Origin of the sequence: Desulfobulbus alkaliphilus (genome assembly GCF_016918545.1) — a bacterium.
Lineage (GTDB): Bacteria > Desulfobacterota > Desulfobulbia > Desulfobulbales > Desulfobulbaceae > Desulfobulbus > Desulfobulbus alkaliphilus.
In genome coordinates, this window is sequence record NZ_JAFFQC010000026.1 from 12,923 (window position 1) to 35,792 (window position 22,870).

General features: G+C 52.2%; 20 protein-coding genes. 2 read left to right on the top strand and 18 right to left on the bottom strand.

The annotated features are described in order from the left end of the window. Positions 1-1,167 precede the first annotated feature (1,167 nt). A complete protein-coding gene (gene glyA / locus JWG43_RS13110) occupies positions 1,168-2,418 on the top strand; it encodes a serine hydroxymethyltransferase (RefSeq protein WP_205243396.1) in 1,251 nt (416 codons plus the stop codon). A 298-nt stretch (positions 2,419-2,716) separates the two neighbouring features. On the opposite strand, the gene JWG43_RS13115 is transcribed toward glyA, so the two are convergent. The 13 genes from JWG43_RS13115 to JWG43_RS13175 all read right to left on the bottom strand — a co-directional run bounded on the left by JWG43_RS13115 (position 2,717) and on the right by JWG43_RS13175 (position 14,200). Continuing rightward, the gene (locus JWG43_RS13115) at positions 2,717-4,132 is read right to left on the bottom strand and encodes an NADH-quinone oxidoreductase subunit N (protein ID WP_205243397.1); all 1,416 of its coding nucleotides are present in this window, start codon (positions 4,130-4,132) and stop codon (positions 2,717-2,719) included. A 92-nt stretch (positions 4,133-4,224) separates the two neighbouring features. Continuing rightward, positions 4,225-5,742 carry a complex I subunit 4 family protein gene (locus JWG43_RS13120; protein ID WP_205243398.1) on the bottom strand — a complete coding sequence of 506 codons (1,518 nt, stop codon included), beginning with the start codon at positions 5,740-5,742 and terminating at the stop codon, positions 4,225-4,227. 13 nt (positions 5,743-5,755) lie between these two features. Beyond that, complete coding sequence (locus tag JWG43_RS13125) at positions 5,756-7,546, bottom strand: Na(+)/H(+) antiporter subunit D (RefSeq protein WP_205243399.1); 1,791 nt, start codon at positions 7,544-7,546, stop codon at positions 5,756-5,758. Next, entirely contained in the window at positions 7,543-7,821 is a 279-nt protein-coding gene (locus JWG43_RS13130; RefSeq protein WP_205243400.1) for a hypothetical protein, read from the bottom strand. The genes JWG43_RS13125 and JWG43_RS13130 overlap by 4 nt, the downstream gene beginning before the upstream one ends. Beyond that, the gene (locus JWG43_RS13135) at positions 7,818-9,311 is read right to left on the bottom strand and encodes a monovalent cation/H+ antiporter subunit D family protein (protein WP_205243401.1); all 1,494 of its coding nucleotides are present in this window, start codon (positions 9,309-9,311) and stop codon (positions 7,818-7,820) included. The genes JWG43_RS13130 and JWG43_RS13135 overlap by 4 nt, the downstream gene beginning before the upstream one ends. 15 nt (positions 9,312-9,326) lie before the next feature. Continuing rightward, positions 9,327-9,653, bottom strand: a complete 327-nt coding sequence (gene nuoK / locus JWG43_RS13140) for an NADH-quinone oxidoreductase subunit NuoK (protein WP_205243402.1) — start codon at positions 9,651-9,653, stop codon at positions 9,327-9,329. A gap of 3 nt (positions 9,654-9,656) precedes the next feature. Next, positions 9,657-10,229: an NADH-quinone oxidoreductase subunit J family protein gene (locus JWG43_RS13145; RefSeq protein ID WP_205243403.1), complete on the bottom strand. Its 573-nt coding sequence runs from the start codon at positions 10,227-10,229 to the stop codon at positions 9,657-9,659. Beyond that, positions 10,217-10,669, bottom strand: a complete 453-nt coding sequence (locus tag JWG43_RS13150; RefSeq protein WP_205243404.1) for a 4Fe-4S binding protein — start codon at positions 10,667-10,669, stop codon at positions 10,217-10,219. Before JWG43_RS13150 ends, JWG43_RS13145 begins: the two co-directional genes overlap by 13 nt. Position 10,670: 1 nt before the next feature. After that, complete coding sequence (gene nuoH / locus JWG43_RS13155) at positions 10,671-11,663, bottom strand: NADH-quinone oxidoreductase subunit NuoH (RefSeq protein ID WP_205243405.1); 993 nt, start codon at positions 11,661-11,663, stop codon at positions 10,671-10,673. 18 nt (positions 11,664-11,681) lie between these two features. Next, positions 11,682-12,800, bottom strand: a complete 1,119-nt coding sequence (locus tag JWG43_RS13160) for an NADH-quinone oxidoreductase subunit D (RefSeq protein ID WP_205243406.1) — start codon at positions 12,798-12,800, stop codon at positions 11,682-11,684. After that, the gene (locus JWG43_RS13165) at positions 12,797-13,312 is read right to left on the bottom strand and encodes an NADH-quinone oxidoreductase subunit C (RefSeq protein ID WP_205243407.1); all 516 of its coding nucleotides are present in this window, start codon (positions 13,310-13,312) and stop codon (positions 12,797-12,799) included. Before JWG43_RS13165 ends, JWG43_RS13160 begins: the two co-directional genes overlap by 4 nt. A gap of 13 nt (positions 13,313-13,325) precedes the next feature. After that, entirely contained in the window at positions 13,326-13,823 is a 498-nt protein-coding gene (locus JWG43_RS13170) for an NADH-quinone oxidoreductase subunit B (protein ID WP_338033269.1), read from the bottom strand. Continuing rightward, complete coding sequence (locus JWG43_RS13175; RefSeq protein ID WP_205243408.1) at positions 13,793-14,200, bottom strand: NADH-quinone oxidoreductase subunit A; 408 nt, start codon at positions 14,198-14,200, stop codon at positions 13,793-13,795. The genes JWG43_RS13170 and JWG43_RS13175 overlap by 31 nt, the downstream gene beginning before the upstream one ends. A gap of 260 nt (positions 14,201-14,460) precedes the next feature. Here JWG43_RS13175 and JWG43_RS13180 point away from each other — a divergent pair, with 260 nt between their 5' ends. After that, a complete protein-coding gene (locus tag JWG43_RS13180) occupies positions 14,461-15,441 on the top strand; it encodes a LysR substrate-binding domain-containing protein (RefSeq protein WP_205243409.1) in 981 nt (326 codons plus the stop codon). 316 nt (positions 15,442-15,757) lie between these two features. Here the strand turns inward: JWG43_RS13180 and JWG43_RS13185 are convergent, their stop codons facing one another. The 5 genes from JWG43_RS13185 to mltG all read right to left on the bottom strand — a co-directional run bounded on the left by JWG43_RS13185 (position 15,758) and on the right by mltG (position 22,608). Further along, complete coding sequence (locus tag JWG43_RS13185; protein WP_205243410.1) at positions 15,758-16,966, bottom strand: pyridoxal phosphate-dependent aminotransferase; 1,209 nt, start codon at positions 16,964-16,966, stop codon at positions 15,758-15,760. Between the two features lie 252 nt (positions 16,967-17,218). Then, on the bottom strand, positions 17,219-18,991 hold the full coding sequence (locus JWG43_RS13190) for a hypothetical protein (RefSeq protein WP_205243411.1): 1,773 nt from the start codon (positions 18,989-18,991) through the stop codon (positions 17,219-17,221). Between the two features lie 114 nt (positions 18,992-19,105). Continuing rightward, complete coding sequence (locus JWG43_RS13195; protein ID WP_205243412.1) at positions 19,106-20,731, bottom strand: NAD+ synthase; 1,626 nt, start codon at positions 20,729-20,731, stop codon at positions 19,106-19,108. Positions 20,732-20,938: 207 nt separating this feature from the next. Then, complete coding sequence (locus JWG43_RS13200; RefSeq protein ID WP_205243413.1) at positions 20,939-21,139, bottom strand: cold-shock protein; 201 nt, start codon at positions 21,137-21,139, stop codon at positions 20,939-20,941. 479 nt (positions 21,140-21,618) lie between these two features. Then, entirely contained in the window at positions 21,619-22,608 is a 990-nt protein-coding gene (gene mltG / locus JWG43_RS13205) for an endolytic transglycosylase MltG (RefSeq protein ID WP_205243414.1), read from the bottom strand. Between the last annotated feature and the right edge of the window lie 262 nt (positions 22,609-22,870).

Below are 22,870 nucleotides of genomic sequence, written 5' to 3' on the forward strand. Positions count from 1 at the left end.
AGGGCTATAGCGGCCTACCGGGTCTGCAAAATCTGGAGTTCCCGTGGCCGCTTACTGTACAGGTGCATGGTACGCCAGGCAGTTACACTCCCAGTAACCGGTTATATGCCTATCGGCAATCCAGTATTGTGACGCATTTGCCAAGAGCACCCAAGACAACGCATTCCACTGGATACATTGAATAGTAGAATGTACCAGACCACAGTCATTTTTCCAAGAGCAGAAGCATTGGACCAGCGAAAAAGACCTCAGCTCAACGGAAACAGGAAACTCTAAAAAAACATGAATTCATATAGATAGCCTGGACCAGCAAGCATTCTTCGGCGCGTCAGCTTCGTTGTCCGTAACCGTTTGCATAAAGTACACTTTATCGGACGGTTACAGGCATTTCAGACAATAAAAATGACGTGCGGAGGGACCCCCGAAGGACAACGGCTGAAAGGTACTACCTGCCAAGGATCTATATGCAAAAACAACCTGAGTACAGAAAATAAAACTCGGCAGAATGGACCCACTGTGAACGAGATGATCGGCTGATCCTGTTTTTCTGCTGTTCAACTCCTGTTCGGTTGATTACTATGTGCAACACTCGACAACTGGCAGGTTCATTGGAAGGGACTTCTTTATTATTGCGTTCTGAAGACCGGGGCTGCACTGTTCGACCCTGATCCGCTATAACCTGTCACTTGAATTCTTACAGGGTTCCCATCTGTGCCCGGTCGTGACCACCTGCATAGGGGGGTATTACCTGAACCTGAATCCGTGACGGCTGGATGCTTGCTCTGGATATATATAATTATAATTACTTTGTAATTGCGAATAAATCCTTGGCAATAACTTTTACCAGCCGCCATTTGTGGCTTCCATCCGCAGGCCATCTACATTGCTCTACCGTCCGATAAAGTATCCATTAATCGAACGGTCACAGACAATAAAGCTGACATACGGACAAACGCTTACGGATCCAGGCTGAAGACAAGCTTGGTACCCATACAGAGCACTTGGAAGACCGTGCGCAATAGAGGAGTGCGTTATACAACTCACTACCTCCCCTTGGCTGTTTACTACGTCACTGCGGATCACCCGTCAGGAGACACTCACAATCCTTTGCCGGTTCAACTCTCTTTTTCAGCCTGCCGGGATTTTTATCACATTTAAGGAGTCAATATGAACAGTTTGGAACAACACGATCCGGAGATCCTCGACCTGATCCGACAGGAAGAAGTACGCCAGAAAAACAAAGTTCGTCTTATCGCTTCGGAGAATTATGTTTCTGCAGCGGTTATGGCTGCCACCGGTTCAGTCCTTACCAACAAATATTCGGAAGGGTATCCCGGCAAACGCTATTATGAGGGACAACAATTTATAGATCAGGTTGAAAACCTGGCCATTCATCGGGCCAAGGAACTGTTCGGAGCTGAACACGTCAATGTCCAGCCTTATTCAGGTTCACCCGCCAATCTGGCGGTGTATTTTGCTTTTCTCAACCCCGGCGACACTATCCTCGGCATGGCACTCCCCCATGGAGGGCATCTCACCCATGGAGCCAAGGTCTCCATTTCGGGCAAATTTTTTCAAGCCGAATCCTATTCCCTGGATGAAAAAACCGGCCTGCTCAACTATGACAGTATCCACGAGAAAGCTTTGTCCTGCCGCCCGAGAATTCTCATTGCCGGTCACTCTGCTTATCCGCGAATTCTCGATTTCGCCCGCTTCCGTGAGATAGCAGACGCCTGTGGCTCCCTGTTGCTGGTGGACATGGCCCATTTTTCCGGCCTGGTGGCCGGTGGCGCCCATCCATCGCCTGTTCCTTATGCGGATGTGATCACCACCACCACCCATAAATCCCTGCGTGGCCCTCGTGGCGCCATGATTTTCTGCAAGCAGGAGCATGCAGCAGCCATTGATAAAGCTGTTTTCCCTGGTCTTCAAGGCGGCCCGCATAACAACACCACCGCTGCGATTGCCGTGGCCCTGAAAGAGGCGGCCACCAGCGAGTTCAAACAATATGCGGCTCAAATCGTCAAGAACGCCCAGGTCCTTGCCGCGGCCCTCACGGACCAGGGGTTCAACCTGGTCACCGGTGGCACGGAAAACCATCTTATGCTCATCGATCTCACCAACAAAGGCGTCACCGGAAAAATTGCAGCCAAGGCCCTGGATCAGGCCGGCATTGTCCTCAATTACAACGCCGTTCCTTTCGATCCTCGCAAGCCCTTCGACCCCAGCGGCATCCGTCTAGGAACAGCAGCGGTGACCTCACGGGGATTTGGCGCAGAGGAAATGGTCCGGATTGGTGAGTGGATCGGGAAGGTTGTCGCTGCCCCTGATGACAACAGCCTGCAAACCCGGATCAGAGAGGATGTCGCAACCCTCTGTGCCGCTTTCCCCGCTCCAGGCCTGGAGCACCTGCACTGAAAACATCCCCAATCACCTCTCCGAGGTGGGCGCGAGGATCTGCGACGGCGAACACTGTGGAAAGCGGCCGCGCATCAGGCCGGACAAACGATATTCGGCCTGGATCACACACGGTAGAATCTCGTCTTCATGGACGGGTCATCCAAATAAAAAAGGGAATCCTCAAGGATTCCCTTTTTTTGTCTGGATGTAACTGACTACAACAGTCTGCGGATGTACAAATGGAACGTCGGCAAGCGGCGCAGCTTTCAGCAGGTCATGCTGCCATATTCCTCCTGCACCCGGTGCACGTGGACATTCATGGCAGAATCCCCACCACCGTGCTGACAAAATCGATCAACTTGGCCGGAAAAATTCCCATGAGAATAATAAGACTCGCCAATACGATGCCGGAAATCTGAATAAAGGGGTTGACAGTCACCGCGGGACGATTTTCGGGGTCAGTCGTGTAGACCGCCTTGACCACGGAAAGGTAGTAATAAATTGCGATGGCGGTATTGATGGCGGCCAGACAGACTATCAGCAGATAGTCAGCGCGCAGAGCCGAGGTCAGGATCATGAACTTGCCCATAAAACCGACAAAGGGCGGAATACCAGCGAGGGAAAAAAGACCGACAGCCATGGTAAAGGCTAACACAGGTTGTCGTTTATACAAGCCGTTACAATCCTTGATACTGAGATTTTGTCCTTCCGACGCAAGAGAACAGATCACCAAAAAACAGGCCAGATTCATAACCACGTACCCCGCGGTATAGTAAATGGCAAGCGCATACCCTTCGCTGGTCATGGTCATCAGGGCAAGAATGATGAAGCCGGCATGGGCGATTCCCGAAAATCCGAGCATACGTTTCAGGTCTTTCTGCACTAAGGCACTCAAATTACCGTAAAACATGGACAGAACCGCTAACACAGCCATCAACTCGATCAAAAACTGGGGATGACCGGTGGGAACAGTCAGAAACCTGATCAACAGGGCGACAGCTCCAATTTTCGGTATAGTGGCAACAAATGCTGCTGTCTCGTTGGATGCCCCCTGATAGATATCGGGAACCCAGAAATGGAAAGGAAAGACAGCCAGCTTGAAGAAAAAACCGGTCAAAACCATGAGTACGGCAACGACCGCCACGGGCTGGTGGCCGTTAATCGCCAAAAAGGCGATGATGTCCGTCAAGTAGGTAGAACCGGTCAGACCGAAGAGGTAACTCATACCGTACAGCATGAACCCGGTCGCCATCACCCCGAAAAGAACGTACTTAATACCGGCTTCCATCTGGTAACGGACCCCACCACGCTCATCCCGCATGGGAACCATCAGGTAGAGGGCAAAAGAGGACAGCTCCAGGGCAACGAAAATGGTGATCAATTCCACCGAACTGACCATGATCATCAATCCGAGGACGCTGAGCATGAGAAACATGTAGTATTCCGGCCGCATTCGTGGAGCGATACCACGGGGATTATGGCCGAACACGAGAAGAAAAGCCAGGGAACAGCCGATAAGCACTTTAAAAACTTGCGAATACTGATCAACTACATAGGTTCCGTGGAACAGGATTCCCTGCGCGGAAAAGGAAAAACAGGCCGCCGCAAACGTTGCGATACCGAAAAAAATCGCAAGGTATTTGATGACATTCTGATCAGGCGTTTTGCTCAGGCTGACCGCAAAAAACGCCAGTGCTCCGGCCACCAGCACCAGTTCGGGAAAGATAACCATATATTTCGCCTTCCTACTTGTTTCCTCAACATGCACCGACCGCACAAGCGGTTGGGATGTTGGCGTGGTTTGCAGAGTTCATACTCATGGGCCTATCGCCACAGGGTGGCGGTCACCTGATGTTGGTCATGCCAGCCGTGAAACTGTTCCAGCAAATGCTGGACAGAGGTGTGCATCAGGTCGATAAACGGTTGCGGTCCTAACCCAATCCAAAAAACAAAGATCAAAAATGGTGTCAGGATCACGATTTCACGGACAGTAAGATCGGTGAGGTTGGACTGATCGGGATTGTTGACTCCCCCCCAAACAACTTTCTGCAACATGCGCAACATATAGGCAGCAGCCAGAACCGCGCCGGGGATGGCGGCAAGGGCCAGCACAATACTGTACTCGAAGGCCCCGGCCAGTACCAGGAGTTCACTGATAAAGGCGTTGGTCCCCGGGAAACCGAAGGCAGCCAGGGAGAAAACAACTAGAAAAGTAGCCATCCAGGGCATGTATTTGCCCAGTCCGGCGGCAAGCGACAGTTCCCGGCTATGAATACGCTCGTATATCATACCCACGCAGAGGAAGAGAGCACCGGTGGTCACGCCATGATTGATCATCTGCAGAATGGCCCCTTCCAGCCCCCGGCTATTGAGCACGAAAATCCCCAGGGTCACAAAACCCATGTGGCCGACTGAGGAATACGCTATCAATTTTTTCATATCCTGCTGCGCCAGCGCGGTGAAACCGCCGTAGAGGATGCCGGCAATGGACAACCAGAGAATCGGCGTTGCCAGGAGCAGGGTGGCTTCCGGAGTGATGGGTAAACAGAAACGCAGCATGCCATAGGTACCCATTTTCAATAAAATCGATGCAAGCAGCACGGATCCGGCGGTTGGTGCCTCCACATGGGCGGCTGGCAACCAGGTATGAAAGGGAAACATGGGGACCTTGATGGCAAAGGCCAGAAAAAAAGCGAGAAAAACAAGAACCTGAAAAATGGTTGTATAGGACTGCCACATCATGTCCGGGATGAAAAAGCTGCCGGTCTGCAGATAAAGGGCGATGATGGCCACCAGCAGGAGCACAGATCCGGCCAAGGTGTAGATAAAAAACTTGATCGACGCATAGACCTTGCGCGGCCCGCCCCAGATGGCGATGAGCAGATACATGGGAATGAGCATGAATTCCCAGAAAATAAAGAAAAGGATGAAATCCAGGGCCACGAAAACACCGATCATGGCCATCTCCATGATCAGTAGACAGAACATGAACAGTGCCACTCTGGTCTTGATGTATTTCCAGGAGGCAAGGACGCAGAAGGGCATGATCAAGGTGGTGAGGACAACCAGCAGGATGGAGATGCCATCGATACCGACAATGTAACTGATATCAAAGCGTGGGATCCAATCATAGACTTCGGCAAACTGATACTTCGGGGTGGATCTATCGAACCCAATGATGAGTAGAAGCGAAAAGAGCGCGGTCACCGAGGTGATGGCAAGCGTCCACAGCCGGGCAAATTTCTCTCCCTGGTAGAGCAGGAGGACAACCGCCCCGGCCAAGGGCAGGAAAATCAGGAAAGTAAGGAGGGGAAAACCCTCTTTGATCAGTAACAGATCCATTCTCTATGTCCCCTTAAAGCAACTGAAAAAAGATGAAGGTGACGAGCAGAATCGCGGCCAGGGAAAAAGCGCAGAAAAGGGTCATCTGAATTTGACCGCTTTGCAGGAGGCGTACCTTCCCGCCCAAAGCACGCACGGAGCGGGCCAGTCCATCAACAACACCATCAATAGCATGCCAGTCAAACCAGCTCCAGAATCGACTGACCACCATTAATGAATGGAGCCCGACCACCCGATATGCCTCGCCCCACACGGTATCGAACCACTGCAGCGGCTTATTGACCACCCAGAGAAAAGCACTGCCGGCCTGACGATAGAGCCAGTCGATATCAAGGCAGATGCTGTCCACAGGCTCGAGGTATTTTTGCAAGAGAAAGAAGGCCAGGGCGGCAAAACCGAGGAGTTGGAGTGTTTCCAGCAGATGATACAATGTGTGGGGATTATAGACGGCCTCGTAGGGCAGCATCGCATACAGGAAACCTGGGGCGGTTCCAGCCAGAACACAGAGAGTGGCCCCGATGGTCATGGCGATCATCATATTCCAGGTGGGGTCACCGGCTCTATTCCAGGTCTCCTCACTGCAGTTATTGGTGCCGAAAAAAAGAAAATAAGGAAGCTTGAGCCCGTTGTAGAGGAAAGTACCGGTCGCACCAAACATGAGCAGCCAGGACGTCCAGGTAAAATGGCTGTCGAATCCGGCGTTGATGATCATCGATTTACTTGCATAGGCGGCAAAAAAAGGAGCTGCGGATATGGACAGGCAACCGATGATGGTGAAAAAGAAAGTTGCCGGCATTCTGGAGTACAACCCACCCAGTTCGGTGAACTTGGATTTTCCGGTCATATACAGAACCGTACCGGCACCCATAAAAAGCAGGCTTTTATATAAAATGTGCACAACGGCGTGGGCTACCGCACCGTTGACAGCCATGGCCGTGCCAATACCGATTCCGGCAATCATATACCCCACCTGGGAGACTATCGACCAGGCCAGCAGTTTGCGAATGTCATTTTCCATCACCGCGTACACGACGCCATACAAGGCCATGATCACGCCGATCACCACCAGGATTTCCATGCCAGCACAGCCCCGGACCAGGGTATAGACCGCGGTTTTTGTAGTGATGGCACAGAGGAAGACCGAGCCATTGAAGGTCGCCTCGGCATAGGACTCGGGCAACCAGGTATGCAGAGGCACAATGGCGGCGTTGAGGCCGAAACCGATCATGATCAACCATGTATACAGCTCCGGATGAGCGACATCCATCAAATCAAAGGTGATATCTCCCACGGCCTGATAGCGTAGCAGAATGCCGGCGAGCAGGATGACCCCGCCGATGGTGTGCATGATGAGGTACCGATATCCGATTCGCAATGATTGGGCTCCTCGCCGGTACCAGATAAGGAAAACCGAAGCAAAGGCCATCATCTCCCAGAACAGGAAAAGACTCAGATAATCACCGCTGTATATCACCCCCAGGGAGCCGGCAACATAAAACCAGGCCGCAATGTGTTCACCGGCTCGATCGACATGTAATCCATACAAGGTGCCCAGGACAGCGATAACAGCCATTATCAGGGCAAACACGGTGGTAAGTTTATCGATCCGGCCGAAAACCAGCTGCCAGTCAAGAAAAGTCACCAGCCCATGGTTGCCGGCAAGCGTCCCATTAACCATGACAACCAGCAGGGTCAGTAATGGAATGAGAAAAAGATAGGGTCTTCTCAACGGTCCCTGAACAAAAGGCAGCAGCAGCGCTCCCAGGATCAGGATAAGAGAGGGATGAATGAAACCGGTCGTCATTGTTCTTCCTCACGGTCGGTGGCGTCAGAACGGTCGTAAAAGGTGGTCGGTGCCTGGATGCCGGCGCGTCGCAGCACATGGGTAATACCGATGATGGCAGCGGCAGCGGCAAAGCCGAAAAAAGACCAGAAAAAAGGGATATACCGATCAGCCCAGGAGTGGGCGTGGCTACTGTCAATCAGCAATGACAGGCCAGATATAACGGCAAGCAGGGCCAGGCAAATCACCACCACCGTTTTGAGATGATTCCGCAGCTTTTCAATGAGGTTCGTCATCCTGTCACCATCCTGACAAATTGCATCATGAAGTTAGGGAAGATTCCAATGATCACCGAGACAGTTACGGCAATCAGCAGAGGGATGAGCATGCTGAGGGGAGCCTCCCTGATGCCGGTTTCTGTCTCGCCGGGCGGACGTTTGCCAAAAAAAGCCTTATAGGTTACCGGGGCGAAATACCCGACATTCAAGACCGTCGAAACGATAAGAATCACCAGAATGCCGACCTGGTGCGCATCCATGGACCCGACCAGCAGGTACCATTTTGAGACAAATCCGGCAACCGGCGGCACACCAATCATCGACAGAGAGGCGACAGCAAAGGCCCCGAAGGTGAAAGGCATGATCCGCCCCAGCCCACTCATTTCAGAGATGTATTTTTTATGCGCGGCAATATAAATGGCTCCGGCACAGAAAAACAGGGTGATCTTGGCAAAAGCGTGGTTGACGATGTGGATCAGGCCGCCCTCGATGGCAGCCGGTGTCAACAAGGCCACGCCAAGGATAATATATGATAATTGGCTGACCGTGGAGTAGGCCAACCGAGCCTTGAGATTGTCCTTGGACAGGGCGATGATCGAGGCCATGATAATGGTGAAGCCAACGAAATAGGCGGTGAAAATACCAAGATTCAGGTCGGTCATGATTTCGACCCCAAAGACGTAGAGCATGACCCGGGTCGTACAGAAGACGCCGACCTTGACCACGGCCACCGCATGGAGCAAGGCGGAAACCGGCGTAGGAGCAACCATGGCGCTCGGTAGCCAGTGATGGAACGGCATGATGCCGTTTTTGGCAAAACCGAAGAGGCAGAAGAAGTAAAGCATGATCACCAACCAGTCGGCGGTGTCGGCGGGAAGGATCCCGGTGGAGATTGTGTGGGGAAAATCGAGGTTGCCGACCAGAACATAGATGAGAATAAGGGCCGGAAGGAGAAAGAGTTTTGCCGTGGTGGTCAGATAGACAATATATTTTCGCGCCCCGTCATAGGATTCCTTGTCCTGGTGATGAGCGACCAACGGATAGGTACAGACCGAGACAATCTCATAAAAAAGGTAAAGGGTGAGCAGGTTGTCTGCAAAGGCGACACCGATGGCCCCGAAAATGGCCAGGGCAAAACAGGCATTAAATCTGGTCTGACAGGGTTCGTCGTGGGCCCGCATGTACCCCATGGAATAAAAGACGGCAATGACCCACAGTGATGAGGCAACCAAGGCGAAAATCATGGAAAAACCGTCCGCCCGCAAGGTGATGGAGAGACCGGGTAGAAGTTGAAAAATCGGAAAGACCAGGGTCTGACCAGCCTTCAGCGCCGGGATAAAGGAAAGAACAACAAGAAAAAGCAGCACCGAAGAGCAGGAAGAGACGAGTTCCCGCAGGTTGGGGCGGTTCTTCTGGGTCATAACCACCAGACTGCCGACCAGCGGGATCAGTACCGCCAGGAGCAGGTAGAAGCTTTTGACAGTATGGGTGGTGGAAACAGCTTCCATAATCATTTCCTCCGGTTACCTCTGTAGATCAACAAGATCGTCGGTATCGATGCTTTTATAGTTCCGATAAACGGCGATCATGATGCTGATAGCGATGGCTGCCTCGGCAGCGGCAATGGCCATGATAAACAGCGCGAATACCTGACCAATGGTTGGGTCCGGAGCGAGAAAACGGTTGAAGGCCATGAAATTGGTAGCGGCCGCGGCCAGGATGAGTTCAGCGGATATCAGCATGCCAATCACTGTGCGGCGGATGATCAGGCCATAAACACCGAAAGAGAAAAGCAGGGCACTGATCAACATATAGGCTGGCAGGCAATTATACAGATTCAGTAGTTGCATGGATTAATTTCTCCCTCTCTGGGCGAGGACCAGGGCGCCGATAATGGCCATGACCAGAACGATGGATATGAGTTCAAATACCATTCCATGGGTGGTGAGCAGGGTTATGCCAACGGCGTGTATATCACCCTCTCCTTCCCGGGGAAAGACCTGCCACTGTGTTTTCAACCCCAGGATAGCCAGCGATGCAAACAGCAAACCCGCGATACTGGCCGCCAGCGGTCCGGCAAGAACGGATCGATGTTTGATGTCCGTTGTTGGTTTCTCGTCAACGGGTGCGGCTTCCTCGGGAGAGGCCAGCATGATGCCGAGGACGATGAGGACAGAAACTGCACCGACATATATTAAAAGCTGCATCATGGCAACAATGGGACTCAGCAGGAAATAATAGACCCCTGCCAAACCAGTGAAGCAGAGAGCCAATCCAGCAACCGCTCGCACCAAGCGCTGGGCATGCACCGCTATCAGACCACCGATGACCACCATGGCGATGGTCACCAGAAAAATGACACCAACCACTCCCTCGGCGGTAAAAAGAGCCGGAGTCGTGGCCGGCTGGCAGATTATTGTTTGCATCTGTTCTGTTCCTCCAACCGTTTCATCAGATCGATGATAAAGTCATCTTTATTGAAACTGACCAGATTATATTCGTGGGAATACCGCAGGGCATCGAATTTACAGCTTTCCACGCAGGAACCGCACAGGCTGCATTTGGTAAAATCGAGAATATAGGAGGTCAGAACCTTGCCCTTGCCTCCTTCGGCTTTCTTCCCCCCCAGGCTGATGCAATCCGATGGGCAGGCACGCTGGCACATCATGCAGACAACACAGTTGGGCAGGCCGGATTCCGCATTGCCGATCAATTCGATATGGCCTCGGAACAAGGGAGGCAAGGTGGGGGTTTCATAGGGATACTGTTCGGTGACCACTGGTTTGAAAAATTGCCGGCCGGTAATCAGCATTCCCTTGATCAGGCTCTTGCTGCCGTAAAAAATGTCGCGCCAGTAAGCACTCATATCAGAACACCTTGATCAGAACCGCTGTGATCAGCAGGTTCACCATTGAGAATGGGATCAGTATTTTCCAATTCAGATTCAAGAGTTTGTAGATCTGGGTCCGTGGGAAGGTCCAGCGTATCCAGATGAAAGTGAAGATGAGAATATAAATTTTTATGAGAAACCACCACACACCCGGGATCAGTCCCAATGGGCAGTCCCAGCCACCGAGAAACAGGACTGTTGTCAGGCAGGCCGCCACGACAATGTTGAGATATTCACCCATCATGAACAGACCAAAACCCATGGAGCCATATTCGGTCATGAATCCAGCCACCAGTTCGCTCTCCGCTTCCGCCATGTCAAAAGGAGCACGATTTGTTTCGGCTATCGTACATATAAAAAAGATGAGAAACGAAATCCACATGGTCAGGAAATGGCCGTTTTCTATCCGGAAGATATTCCAGCGCCAGAAACCACCCTGCTGATCAAGGGCAATATCCTGCAGGTTCAGGGAGCCAGAAATCAGGACCACGGTGATGACGGTGAATAACATCGGAATTTCGTAGGCCAGGGTCTGGGAAACAGCCCGAGTTGACGAGATGAGGGCATATTTATTGCCCGATGCCCAGCCGCCGAGAAGAATGGCGAACATGGCCAGAGCGGCCAGGGCAAAGAGTAGCAGCACCGATAGTTCCATGGCCCGGGCCTGAATGTTGCCGGAAAAGGGAATTACCGCCATGGAGGTGATCGCCGGGACCATTGCAAGAATCGGAGCCGCCCGGAAAATAATTCCGTCAACACCCTTGGGGACGAGCAACTGTTTGCTCATCAGTTTGATACCATCGGCCAGGGGTTGCAGCAGTCCGGCATAGCCAACTTCCGTGGGGCCGCTCCGCCTCTGGATCCGGGCGGCGCCCTTTCGCTCGCAATAACCGAGATAAGCGGCATTGAGGCCGGCAAAAGCCAGGATGCCCACCAGATATAGCAGAGCATGCCAAATACTCGTTTCCATACAGTTCACCTCCGCCGATCAGCGGTCAATCTCGGGGATAACCAGATCCAGGCTGCCCAGAAAAGCCAGGGCGTCCGCAAGCAGCATACCCTGGGTTACTTCACCGAACAGGCTCAGGTTGGAGAAGGTCGGCGAGCGCAATTTCAATTTATAGGGATTCTTGTCACCATTGCAGACCAGACGATGCCCAAGCAATCCCCGGGCGGTTTCCACTGCCGAATAATAATATCCGGCCTCGGGTTTGAGCATTTTCGGCACCTTGGCCATGATGGGACCGTCGGGCAAGGCGTCGAGGGCCTGTTCGATAATGCGCATGGACTGTTCCATTTCCTGCACCCGCACCATGTATCTGGCCATGGAATCACATTCATGGAAGACCGGGACATCAAAATCGAAATGCGGATACACTGAATAGGGTTCATCCTTGCGGACATCGTAGTTGATTCCTGAGCCACGTGCCACCGGCCCGGTAACCCCGTAGCGGCGGCACATTTCGGGGGTGATAATGCCTATGTCTTTAACCCTTTTGATGAAAATGATATTGCTGGTGACCAGGTCATGGTAAAAGACGGGCATCCGTTCCCGGAGTCGAACCAGAAAAGCACGGGTGCCGGCGATGAAGTCTTCGTCGATATCATTTAACACCCCACCAAAGCGCATATAGGAATAAGTCAGCCGAGAACCGGTGACCCGCTCAAGCAGATCGATCACCTGTTCCCGATCATCAAAGGCGTACAGCAGGGGGGTGAATGCACCGAGGTCAAGGAGATTCGCGGCCCACCAGAGCAGATGACTGTGTATCCGATTGAGTTCGACCGTAATGACCCGAATGTATTCAGCCCGCGGCGGAACTTCAATGCCGGCGGCTTTTTCCACAACCAGGGCCCAGCCGTGATTAAAAGCCAGGGCATGGAGGTAATCCATGCGGGCTGTGTTGGGCATGAATTGGGCAAAGGTCCCTGCCTCGGCCATTTTTTCATGCATACGATGGATATAGCCCAGCACGGGTTCCGCTTTAACAATATACTCACCATCCATGGTGAGTTTGACACGTAAAACACCATGGGTAGCGGGATGCTGGGGCCCCAGGTTAAGCACAAAGGTTTCATCATGCCGTGGGGATATGGGGACGGTCATGGCATAAAATCCTTTAAAAGTGGATGATAATCAGCGTCTTCAGGTAGAAGAATGCGGGTCAGATCCGGGTGACCTTGAAAATGAAGCCCGTAGAAGTCAAAAGTTTCGCGTTCGTGCCAGTCAGCAGCCGGAAAAATTCCCGTAAGCGTCGGAACCACCGGCTCGCTGCGATCGACAAAAGTCCGAACCATAACCCGGCACTGATCACCGCCGAGGAGATTAAAATCATAGATAATTTCCAGTTGGCCCTGCTCCAGCCAGTCAACTCCGGCAATTGATTCGAGGAAAAACCCTTCATCCTCGAGAACCCCGGCTACGGCCATCAACTGATCGGGAAGACAAACAACATCGAGATGGCTGCCGGTGCGGCTGTACTCGGTAACCACAACTCCCGGTAACCGCTGCTGTGGCGAAGAATCGGCTTCACTTTCCTCGGTACCAACTGCCTCTGACTCGTGCCCTGATGGAAACAAGGGGGAAAGAGCGCTCCGGGTTTTTTCGTATCTCTCCATGAAAGCCTCCAGCTCAGCTCGCGTAGACCCGGGGCCAACGCCGTTTTCCGGTAATCTTTTCCTCAAGAGTTATGATCCCTTCCAGCAGGGCTTCCGGTCTGGGTGGACAACCGGGTATATAAACGTCAACGGGAAACAGTTTATCCACTCCTTCAATCACGTTGTAATTTCCCTTGAATTTGAAAGGTCCGCCGGAAATGGCGCAGTTACCCATGGCGATCACCCATTTGGGCTCAGGCATCTGGTCGTACAGGGTTTTGACAGCAAGCTCCAATTTTTTGTTGACCGTGCCGGCGACAATCATCACATCGCTTTGTCGGGGTGAAGGGCGAAAGACTTCGGCACCGAAGCGGGAGAGGTCATAGCGCGATCCGCCAGTGCACATCATCTCAATGGCGCAGCAGGCCAGCCCGAAGGTCATGGGCCAGAGAGAGTTGGCCCGGCCGAGGTTGAGCAGTTTGTCGAGTTGGGCGAACCGTACTATTGATGTTGGTAGGTTTTCCGTTCCCACGTGAACACTCCTTTGCGCCAGGCATAGACAACAGCCAAGGACAGAATAGAAACAAACAGAACAATTTCGATGAGATCCAGGTATCCGAGTTCCGGGCTGTTATAAGCAACGGCAACGGGAAAAAGAAAGAGAATATCGACGGCAAAGGCAAGGAAAATCAGCGCATAGAGGTAATAGACAATGCCATAGCGGACCCAGGCGCTGCCAATGGGTTCCATGCCGCACTCGATCAACTGACCGGTTCGACCGGCTGATTCCCGGGTATGCGAAGAAGGGCTGAGGAGTTTGACGATGATGATGGGACCGAAGCCGAACGTAAGGGCTCCGATCAGAAAAAGAGTAATGTAGATGATATTGGTGAGAACAACCTGATCCATTTTTCTCTCCTGAATATATCGACGACAACATCAATCAGAATGATGCAATTGATCAGCACCTTTTATCAAGCTACCGAATTGCACCTGCGATGTCAAGCATAATAGCCATGAATGATTACTCAATCATTTTCGTGCAGCGATGAAAATATTTTTTAATTCCCTAGAAAAATCGTTGACCTAATTTTATGAAATGTTAGTTTAACGAGTCCTTTCAATTGAAATCATACACTTGTTCAGCCGCACTGATACGAGACTGTCTCATGGCTATAACCTTTCGTCAACTGGAAATTTTTATTGCCGTCGCTGAAACGCAACAGGTGACCAGGGCCAGTAAACGGCTTCTTTTAACGCAATCCGCTGTCAGTATGGCCCTGGGAGAATTGGAAAATCAACTGGGAGGACCTCTCTTTGACCGCCATGGTCGCAGCCTGCTGCTCAACGATCGCGGCCGCTATCTCCTTCCCCTTGCTAAAACCATTCTCCATCAGGTAGCAAATATCGAAACCGTTCTTACCGAACAGCACGGTGCGGTTGCCGGAGTGCTCGAGATCGTCGCCAGTTCCACCATCGGCAACTATGTTCTCCCTTTCCTTATCGGCGCTTTCATGCGCATGCACCCCGAAGCTCATATCAACATGCTGGTGGTCAACACCATGACTGCGGAAAAACTGGTTGCTTCCGGGCAGGCGGACTTTGGTTTTGTTGAGGGAGATATCAATGTGGAGTCGCTGGTGGCGACGCCCTGGTTTGAAGATGAGCTCGGGATCATCGTCAGTTCAACCCATGCCTTGGCCGAACGCGAATCTTTCGTGGTCCCTGACGATTTGAAGGAAACCAGCTGGGTCATGCGGGAGGAAGGTTCAGGAACAGCAGAAATTTTCACCAAAAAACTTGGTCGCCATGCCTCGCTGCTCAAGGTAGCCACCAAAACCGGTCATACAGAGGCTATCAAAAAGGCGGTGGAATCCGGGGTGGGTGCAGCCTGCCTGTCCATGCTGACGGTCTGCCGGGAAGCAGAAGAAGGCTGGTTGATAATCCTGCCCATTGAGGGAATCGACACCAGCCGGCAGCTTTGGATCATCCAGCACAAGGACAAGATCATCACCCGGCTCATGGCCGAGTTTCTCAATTTCTGCGAGGTGGTCGCTAAAGAACACCTCGGTCAGGAGTGTCTCTCCTCACCATGGAGACTGCAGGCTCTGCTGAATAAAGTCAAAATAAACAAAGACCTGAATCCGTGACGGCTGGGTTCTTGTTTTGAATATATCGTGCTGTACTCATCTTATAATTGTAGCCGAATCCTTGACAATACCCTTCACCAGCCGCTCTTCGGGGCATCCGTCCGTACGCGATCTTCATTGCCGTACCCATCCGATAAGGTTTACTTTAATCGAACGCTCACGGATCCAGGCAGAGGAAAGATAAAGGGACCAGTAAACCCGGTACATGATGTCCTTCATGTACACCGAAGAGCCGTTCCCTGGCTCAGCAGGAAAGGGAGCTGCTGGAAAATGGCAGCCCCCTGATCCTCCGCACTCCGCTCCCCTTCAAAGTGTGTCACTGCAGCACTTTGAGTGCCTGCTTGATGCGCTCCATACCCTTGCCAATCACTTCCAGTGAGGTGGCAAAAGAAAAACGGATGAAGTCATCAGCCCCGAAGGCTGCCCCCGGGACACTGGCGACCCTGGCCTCGCTGAGAAAATAATCGGCAAGAGCAACAGAACCATCGATGGTCTTCCCTTGGCACGTTTTGCCGTAATAAGCCGAAAAATTAGGAAAAACGTAAAAAGCTCCCATGGGAGTGACGCAGCTCACCCCTTCCAGCGCCTGCAGTTCACGAACAAAAAAAGACCGGCGTGGCAGGAAGGCTTCCCGCAGAAGAGCGGGGAAGTCCTGGGGTCCCGTCAAGGCAGCCAGTGCCGCGTACTGAGATGGCGCGGCCGGATTCGAGGTGGACTGACTCTGGATCTTGTTCATCGCTTTGATCACGTCCAGAGGCCCGGCTGTGTACCCTATCCTCCAGCCGGTCATGGCATACGACTTTGATACGCCGTTGGAAATCAACACCTGATCACGCAACCGCGGGTCCACATGAAGGATATGGGGAATCTTCCCTTCTGTGTAGGAAATTTCCTCATACATGTCATCGGACACGACCAGCCAGCCATGCTCCAGTGCCATGGCGGCAACCACCTCCAAAGCGGCCAGGGAAAGGACGGCCCCGGTGGGATTTGAGGGACTGTTGAGAATGATGGCCTTGGTTTTAGAGGTAGCGTATTGCTCCAGGACCGACGGCTCGAGATCAAATCCATTTTCTTCTCTGAGAGGGACAAAGACCGGTGTGCCGCCCGCGAGTTGGACCATCGGTGGATACGAAACCCAGTACGGCAAAGGAATGAGCACTTCGTCACCGGGATTCAATATCGCCTGGAAAATATTGTAGAGTCCGTGCTTGCCGCCGCAACTGACTTGTATCTCATCGGGAGTGTATTCCCACCCCTGCTCCCTTTTGAACCGGGCGCAGATCGCTTCACGCAACTCGAGAATTCCTGGGACCGGTGTATAGCGAGTGTGCCCATCGTAGATGGCCTGCTTTCCAGCGTTGCACACGTGGGTCGGCGTTGGCAGATCGGGTTCACCGACACTGAAGTTGAGAATATCCGCTCCGGCAGCCCGCAGGGCCTTGGCCTTTGCATTAACGGCAAGGGTCGGCGACGGGGGGATTTGCAAGACCCGGTCCGCCAGCACAATTTTTCCAATCGACATCACTATGCTCCTTCCTTGAATACCTTTCCGATTGATGAAAACATTGCGCTCTAACGCGTTTGGATTTTTTTAACAAGGACAAAAAGCAGGAAATGGGAGTCCATTCTCCCAGGCACAACCCGTTCAGGGCTTTTTGAACCTGGACTCGTGATCGTTCGCCGCGAAGGGCGGCTGGTGAAGGTTATCATCAAGGATTCCAATGCAATTATAATCTTATTACAGCACGATATATCCAAAACAATCGTCAAGCCGTCACGGATTCAGGTTGAAGACCGGACAGGGTTTCTCCCGGTCATACTCCTGATACACGGGATCGTCCAGAGTGGTATGACAATCAAGGCAAAGACCGACACGCAGTATTCTCCGCAATTCCTCGCCATTGAAAGGACGCACGTCCTGCCGCGAACCATACTGGAGAGGTTCTCCATCGATGGTGACATAGGTATCAAATCCCGGCGTGAGCCCTGCATCGGTTGACAAGCCGCGATCCACCGGAAAAAATTCCCAGACCCCATCTTTTTTGACCACCGTTCCCTCGCCAAGTCCAACAGTTTTTGGTGAAGCATGACAATCCTTACATGTCCGGCCCTGCGCCTGGGTGGTATGCGGGCTGATGGCCGCCATGGTGAATCGGTTAAAACCACCCGTGATGTTTCCCTCTTCATCAACCAGGGTCACCAGGTCCTGGCAACCCGGGGTCATAACCACTATTTTGTCACCCCAGACTCCGAGCATGGGTTTTTCATAACGGATGTAGGATCGCCCCTCTTCCCACCAGCCCTGAGTTTCTTCCAGGGTCAGCTTGTCCAGGTGTGTTTCCCTATCATCCCGTTTCACGTGACAGCCGTAACACTGGGGCACCCAAGTGGAATGGCAGGCATCGCAGCTCACCCGTTCGTGGCCGGGATATCGGCAGGCTTGCTCGTGGGGAGCCCGGAGCAGCCGCTCTTTGCCATCATTTTTCCCGCGGAGCATGAACACCCCGTCGTCTCTTGCAAACACATTGGTCAATTGGTTCTGCTTGCGCGTCAAGCCAGGTTGTTCGTCATGACAGCTCTGGCAGGTGATCTCGATAGCCTCTTCATAATGCGCATAGTATTCACCATCCCCCATGACCTCATCCCGGGTATGACAATCAATACAGGACATACCTCTTTTGTGGTGTATGTCCTCGGGCAATCGCAGATAATAACGATCACCAACCAAACGCTGCGAAGAATGTTCACCCTGTTCATAAGGGGTACCATACCCTTCGGCTTCATACAGGCCGGTGTAGGAGAGGCCAAGACGGCCAGAGCGGTTATGACAACGGATACAGTTGTCATCCGGGACCTCTTTGATTATCAGGGGATGTGGCCTATCAACGTCATCCCAGATGTCATCGGGTATCTCCGTAGTCACCGTGTTCTGGGGTGTCCCTTCCGGCAGCACATAATGACAGGCAGAGCATCCACCACCTTTTTCATTGAAAAAAGCCGGTGCACCGGGAAGATCGTTCTTCTGTTTCCAGAGATGGCATGTGGCGCAGAGCTTGCGGAAATAATCAATGGCCAGGGAGTTTTCCCCGGTTTCAAGCAATTGTTCCACCGAGATGTCCGCATCCTGCGTGTCCCGCTCACCCCAATAATACAGCAAGGTTGCCAGGATGCCTCTATTAGTGGCCATCAGGGATTTCTTCACCTTGTCGGTATCCTCGGGATGACAGCCCGTTACGCCGCAGGTTCGGTGGACAACGCGCAAATCACCAGGATTGAGAACCATGCCGATATGGGCTTTGTCCTTGTCAATAGCCAAAGGATCACCCAGATGGCAGGGAGAACAGCCGATGACCAAGCGGTCATGGGCTCCATCCAGCACCTCGGTGGTATGGCACTCGATACACATCTCCACCATACCGGCAGTGGTGATGGATAACTGCTCCGGCCGTTCGGTAGCCTGCTCGCGAACAACCAGGTAGCCAATCAGCGCCAGAATGACAGGTAAAAAGAGAACAGCAGAAATTCGACCGTGAAAAGACCGACTCATATGACGTTCCACCCCTTTTCAGGCCGGAAAAAAGCTGGTTTCAGGCAAGATATATCCAATTGGAAAAGAAAAGAAAACTCTGTCACCGAACGTACCGAGGAACAAAGGTTGCCTTCACTCGACAAATCCCTGCGCCAATGGATAACGACGGCCGGGTCCGAAGGCTTTGCTGGTTACTTTAATGCCAAGTGGCGCCTGCGTTCGCTTGTACTCATTGAGCCGGATTCGCCGGATTATATCCCGTACCACCCGGATATCGTACCCCTGGGCGGCTATTTCAGAGGCGCTTTTCAACTCTTCCAGATAGGCATGCAGGACAGCGTCAAGAACCGGATAGGGAGGCAGGTCATCCTGATCAAGTTGATCAGGTCTCAATTCAGCTGTCGGTGGTCGCATGATGATACTCTCAGGGATCACCTCACCTTCCCGGTTGACCTGGCGAGCCAGAGCATACACCATGGCTTTGGGGACATCGGCAAGGACGGCCAGCCCGCCGCACATGTCACCGTACAGGGTGCAATACCCTACAGCCATTTCTGATTTGTTGCCGGTTGACAAGAGCAACCAATTGAATTTATTAGCCAAGGCCATGAGCAAGTTGCCTCGGATTCGAGCCTGGATGTTCTGCTCGGTTATATCTTCAGGATACCCGGCGAACAGGTGCGCCAGTATCTCGCGATAAGAATCCATGGCATGAGCAATGGGCAGCACCTCAAAACCGCAGAGCAGGTTTTTTGCCAGCCTGGTGGCATCGTCTACAGACTGTTGCGATGTATAAGGCGAGGGCATGGCAACACAAAGGACATTTTCAGGCCCCAGGGCTTGACAGGCAATCACCGCTGTCACTGCTGAATCAATCCCGCCTGAAGACCCTACCACCACTTTGCCGAAACCGGTTTTGTGCAGATAATCACGTACCCCGGTTACCAGAGCCGTTGCAACGTGGGCCACGGAATCTTCAATTGAACAGCAACCGTCATCGTCCCAATTGTCGCTGTCCGTAATCAACATCTCTTCACTAAAACCGGCGGCAACATGCTGGGTATTGCCGGACCTATTGATGACCATGGAATGCCCGTCAAAAACCAGCCCATCCTGACCACCGATCTGATTGACATAGAGCAGAGGCAGCGAATTCCTTTGACACATTTCCCCAAAAACACGGCGCCGTTCATTGATTTTGCCGTGATAATAGGGCGAAGCGGAAATATTAATGAGGCAGTCCGGAACAACCGGACCAACAGCAAGATCACGAAGGGGATCATGAGGGTAGGCCTGATGGTTCCACCAGATGTCTTCGCAGACGGTCAATCCGAAGTGCAGCCCTTTGAAGGGAAAAACCGTCAACACGGTTCCAGCTTCAAAATACCGGGTTTCATCGAAAACATCATAGGTTGGTAGCAGCTGTTTGCGGGCCCGGAAAGCAATATGGTTCCTCTCAACAACAAATGCCGAATTATACAGCCCCTTCCCGGGCTCCTGTCGCCGTTCCAGCACCCCGACAATACAGGTGATGCCGTTCAGTCCGGTGATCAACTGCTCCAGAACGCGGTCATGAGCATCAAGAAAATCGGGACGTTCCAATAAGTCACGGGGAGGATAGCCGCACAACGACAATTCAGGAAAAACAACAAGATCGCAATGTGCCTGACGGGCTTTTTCGATCCATGTAAAAATATGCCCCAAATTTTGCTCAAAGGCTCCGATAATCGGATTTGTCTGGACTAGGGCTATTTTCAAAATGGAAACAACGTTTGATGAAATCTGGAGTTCGATTGCGGCTGAAGTATTTTTTTATCAGACCGCTTGAGGTTCGAGCGAAAGAAGATACTTGAACCGGGCGAGCGGGGCGTTTGCTTGCGGAGGCATTGTCTGTCACTGCCCTCCGAAACCAAAAGTGAACCCGGCAGAGATCACCCTGCCGGGCAGGATACGTCATATATATATTTATGACTTCAGGACGTTGGCAGCGGCCGGTCCCTTGGGGCCGTCAACGATTTCGAACTCTACTTTATCGCCTTCGTTGAGGGTTTTGAATCCCGATCCATTAATAGCCGAGTAATGGACAAAGACATCCTTGCCATCTTCCTGTTCGATAAAGCCAAAACCCTTGGATTCATTAAACCATTTTACTGTTCCTTTCAACATCGCTCCCTTGTTCTCCTTGTATTGGGCTGATCATTCTCTCCATACAGAATTGCCGGCCACGCTCAACGAGATACAACAGCAACGCGACAGGAACACATCCGTATGATCTACTCCTGGGCGGAGAATAACACTAAAAAAATTAAAAACAAGGATTTTAACGATATCGTCAGCAAGGGCTTTTGATTTTATTTGACCAGCACTTGTTATGGATGATCATCGCGGCACATTCCTGCTGAAAGTCGGCAGGCCATTGTATCCTCCTGGATCCGTGAGCGTTCGTCCGTGCGTCAGCTTTATTGTCTGTGACCGTTCGATTAAAGTAAACTTTATCGGACTGTTACGGGCAATAAAGCTGACGCACGGACGCTCCGAAGGGCGGCTGGTGAAGGTTCTCTTTAAGGATTCTGCTGAAATTATAATATGATTACAGCAAGATATATCCAAAACAAGCGTCCAGTCGTCACGGATTCAGGATCCTGTCAACGACTGCGCTGATACTTGTACACTGCCCGGTTATGATCCTTCAGGTTAGTGGAAAAAACATGAGTACCGTCATTTCTGGAAACAAAATACAGGGCATTGGATTCAACGGGATTCAGAACAGCCTCCAGAGCGGCCTGCCCAGGATTGCAGATCGGCCCCGGTGGCAAAGCGGAAATGACATAGGTATTGTACGGTGTCTCCCGCCGGAGGTCCGCCCGGGTCAGGGGGCCGGTGAAATCCACCAGGCCATAACTGACGGTTGGATCTGATTGCAGACGCATGCCGCGCTCCAGACGATTATAAAAAACCCGGGCGATCAACGGGCGCTCAGACGCTGTTCCGGTCTCCTTCTCAACAATCGAGGCGAGAGTAACCACCTGGTGCCGATTTAATCCCCTGGGATTCTCCGACTCTATCTCGCTCCAGACTCGCTGAAAATTGTTCACCATTGCACGAATGAGGATTTCTTCGTCCGTTTCGAGTCGACTCAGGGTATAGGTCTCCGGAAACAGATATCCCTCGAGATGGGGGACATCCAACCCCAACGTCTCAATGAAGCGGGAGTCCCAGGTGAGTTCAAGAAAACGATCTCTGTCAACCCAACCGTCCCTGGCAAAAATGGAGGCCACCTGTTCGACCGTCATGCCCTCGGGGATCGTGATCTGGTGGCGAAGCGTTTCACCTCGACTGAGCATGCGCAGAACTTCAGGAGGAGTCAGGTTTCGGGGGATACGGTACTCCCCCGCCCGAAGACCTGGCCCGAGCCCGGTCAAGCGCACATAAGCAAGAAAGCGGATATCATTATCGAGGACACCGTTCAATTCGAGAATTCTACCGATGTCTCGCACGCCGGCGCCTCTGGGAATAAAGACGACGACCTCACCCTCTCCAGAGGCGGTTGAAATCAGGTAGGACCAGAACCAGAAACCAATTCCAAGACCGGCCGAAAGCAAAACAACGAACAACGACAGGATCAATGTACGCATCAATATACCGGTAACAGATTCCAGACAGCAGAAAATAACCTGTCATCATTGAAGAAAATCAGCTGACCATCACAGCGCAACCGGTGTGTTGGCGTGGAATATCGTTTCTCAAACAAAACTCTGGGCCGGCGAAGGGCACCCAGCGCGCGACAGTGCCCAACTCACGAGATTCTTTGTCACTAAGGCGACAACCAAACAGGTGTCGCTATCACCGTGAAGATATCGATGCATATCGTCCACTACAACTCGATGTCCCACTGTT

Bases quoted from the DNA above. Each gene is read 5' to 3' on its own strand.
- JWG43_RS13115 (WP_205243397.1), bottom strand. From the start codon at position 4,132: ATGGTTATCTTTCCCGAACTGGTGCTGGTGGCCGGAGCACTGGCGTTT.
- JWG43_RS13160 (WP_205243406.1), bottom strand. From the start codon at position 12,800: ATGACCGTCCCCATATCCCCACGGCATGATGAAACCTTTGTGCTTAAC.
- nuoH (WP_205243405.1), bottom strand. From the start codon at position 11,663: ATGGAAACGAGTATTTGGCATGCTCTGCTATATCTGGTGGGCATCCTG.
- JWG43_RS13135 (WP_205243401.1), bottom strand. From the start codon at position 9,311: ATGGAAGCTGTTTCCACCACCCATACTGTCAAAAGCTTCTACCTGCTC.
- JWG43_RS13175 (WP_205243408.1), bottom strand. From the start codon at position 14,200: ATGGATCAGGTTGTTCTCACCAATATCATCTACATTACTCTTTTTCTG.
- JWG43_RS13180 (WP_205243409.1), top strand. From the start codon at position 14,461: ATGGCTATAACCTTTCGTCAACTGGAAATTTTTATTGCCGTCGCTGAA.
- JWG43_RS13190 (WP_205243411.1), bottom strand. From the start codon at position 18,991: ATGAGTCGGTCTTTTCACGGTCGAATTTCTGCTGTTCTCTTTTTACCT.
- JWG43_RS13130 (WP_205243400.1), bottom strand. From the start codon at position 7,821: ATGACGAACCTCATTGAAAAGCTGCGGAATCATCTCAAAACGGTGGTG.
- JWG43_RS13145 (WP_205243403.1), bottom strand. From the start codon at position 10,229: ATGCAAACAATAATCTGCCAGCCGGCCACGACTCCGGCTCTTTTTACC.
- JWG43_RS13125 (WP_205243399.1), bottom strand. From the start codon at position 7,546: ATGACGACCGGTTTCATTCATCCCTCTCTTATCCTGATCCTGGGAGCG.
- JWG43_RS13120 (WP_205243398.1), bottom strand. From the start codon at position 5,742: ATGGATCTGTTACTGATCAAAGAGGGTTTTCCCCTCCTTACTTTCCTG.
- JWG43_RS13165 (WP_205243407.1), bottom strand. From the start codon at position 13,312: ATGGAGAGATACGAAAAAACCCGGAGCGCTCTTTCCCCCTTGTTTCCA.
- nuoK (WP_205243402.1), bottom strand. From the start codon at position 9,653: ATGCAACTACTGAATCTGTATAATTGCCTGCCAGCCTATATGTTGATC.
- JWG43_RS13185 (WP_205243410.1), bottom strand. From the start codon at position 16,966: ATGTCGATTGGAAAAATTGTGCTGGCGGACCGGGTCTTGCAAATCCCC.
- JWG43_RS13200 (WP_205243413.1), bottom strand. From the start codon at position 21,139: ATGTTGAAAGGAACAGTAAAATGGTTTAATGAATCCAAGGGTTTTGGC.
- mltG (WP_205243414.1), bottom strand. From the start codon at position 22,608: ATGCGTACATTGATCCTGTCGTTGTTCGTTGTTTTGCTTTCGGCCGGT.
- JWG43_RS13150 (WP_205243404.1), bottom strand. From the start codon at position 10,669: ATGAGTGCTTACTGGCGCGACATTTTTTACGGCAGCAAGAGCCTGATC.
- glyA (WP_205243396.1), top strand. From the start codon at position 1,168: ATGAACAGTTTGGAACAACACGATCCGGAGATCCTCGACCTGATCCGA.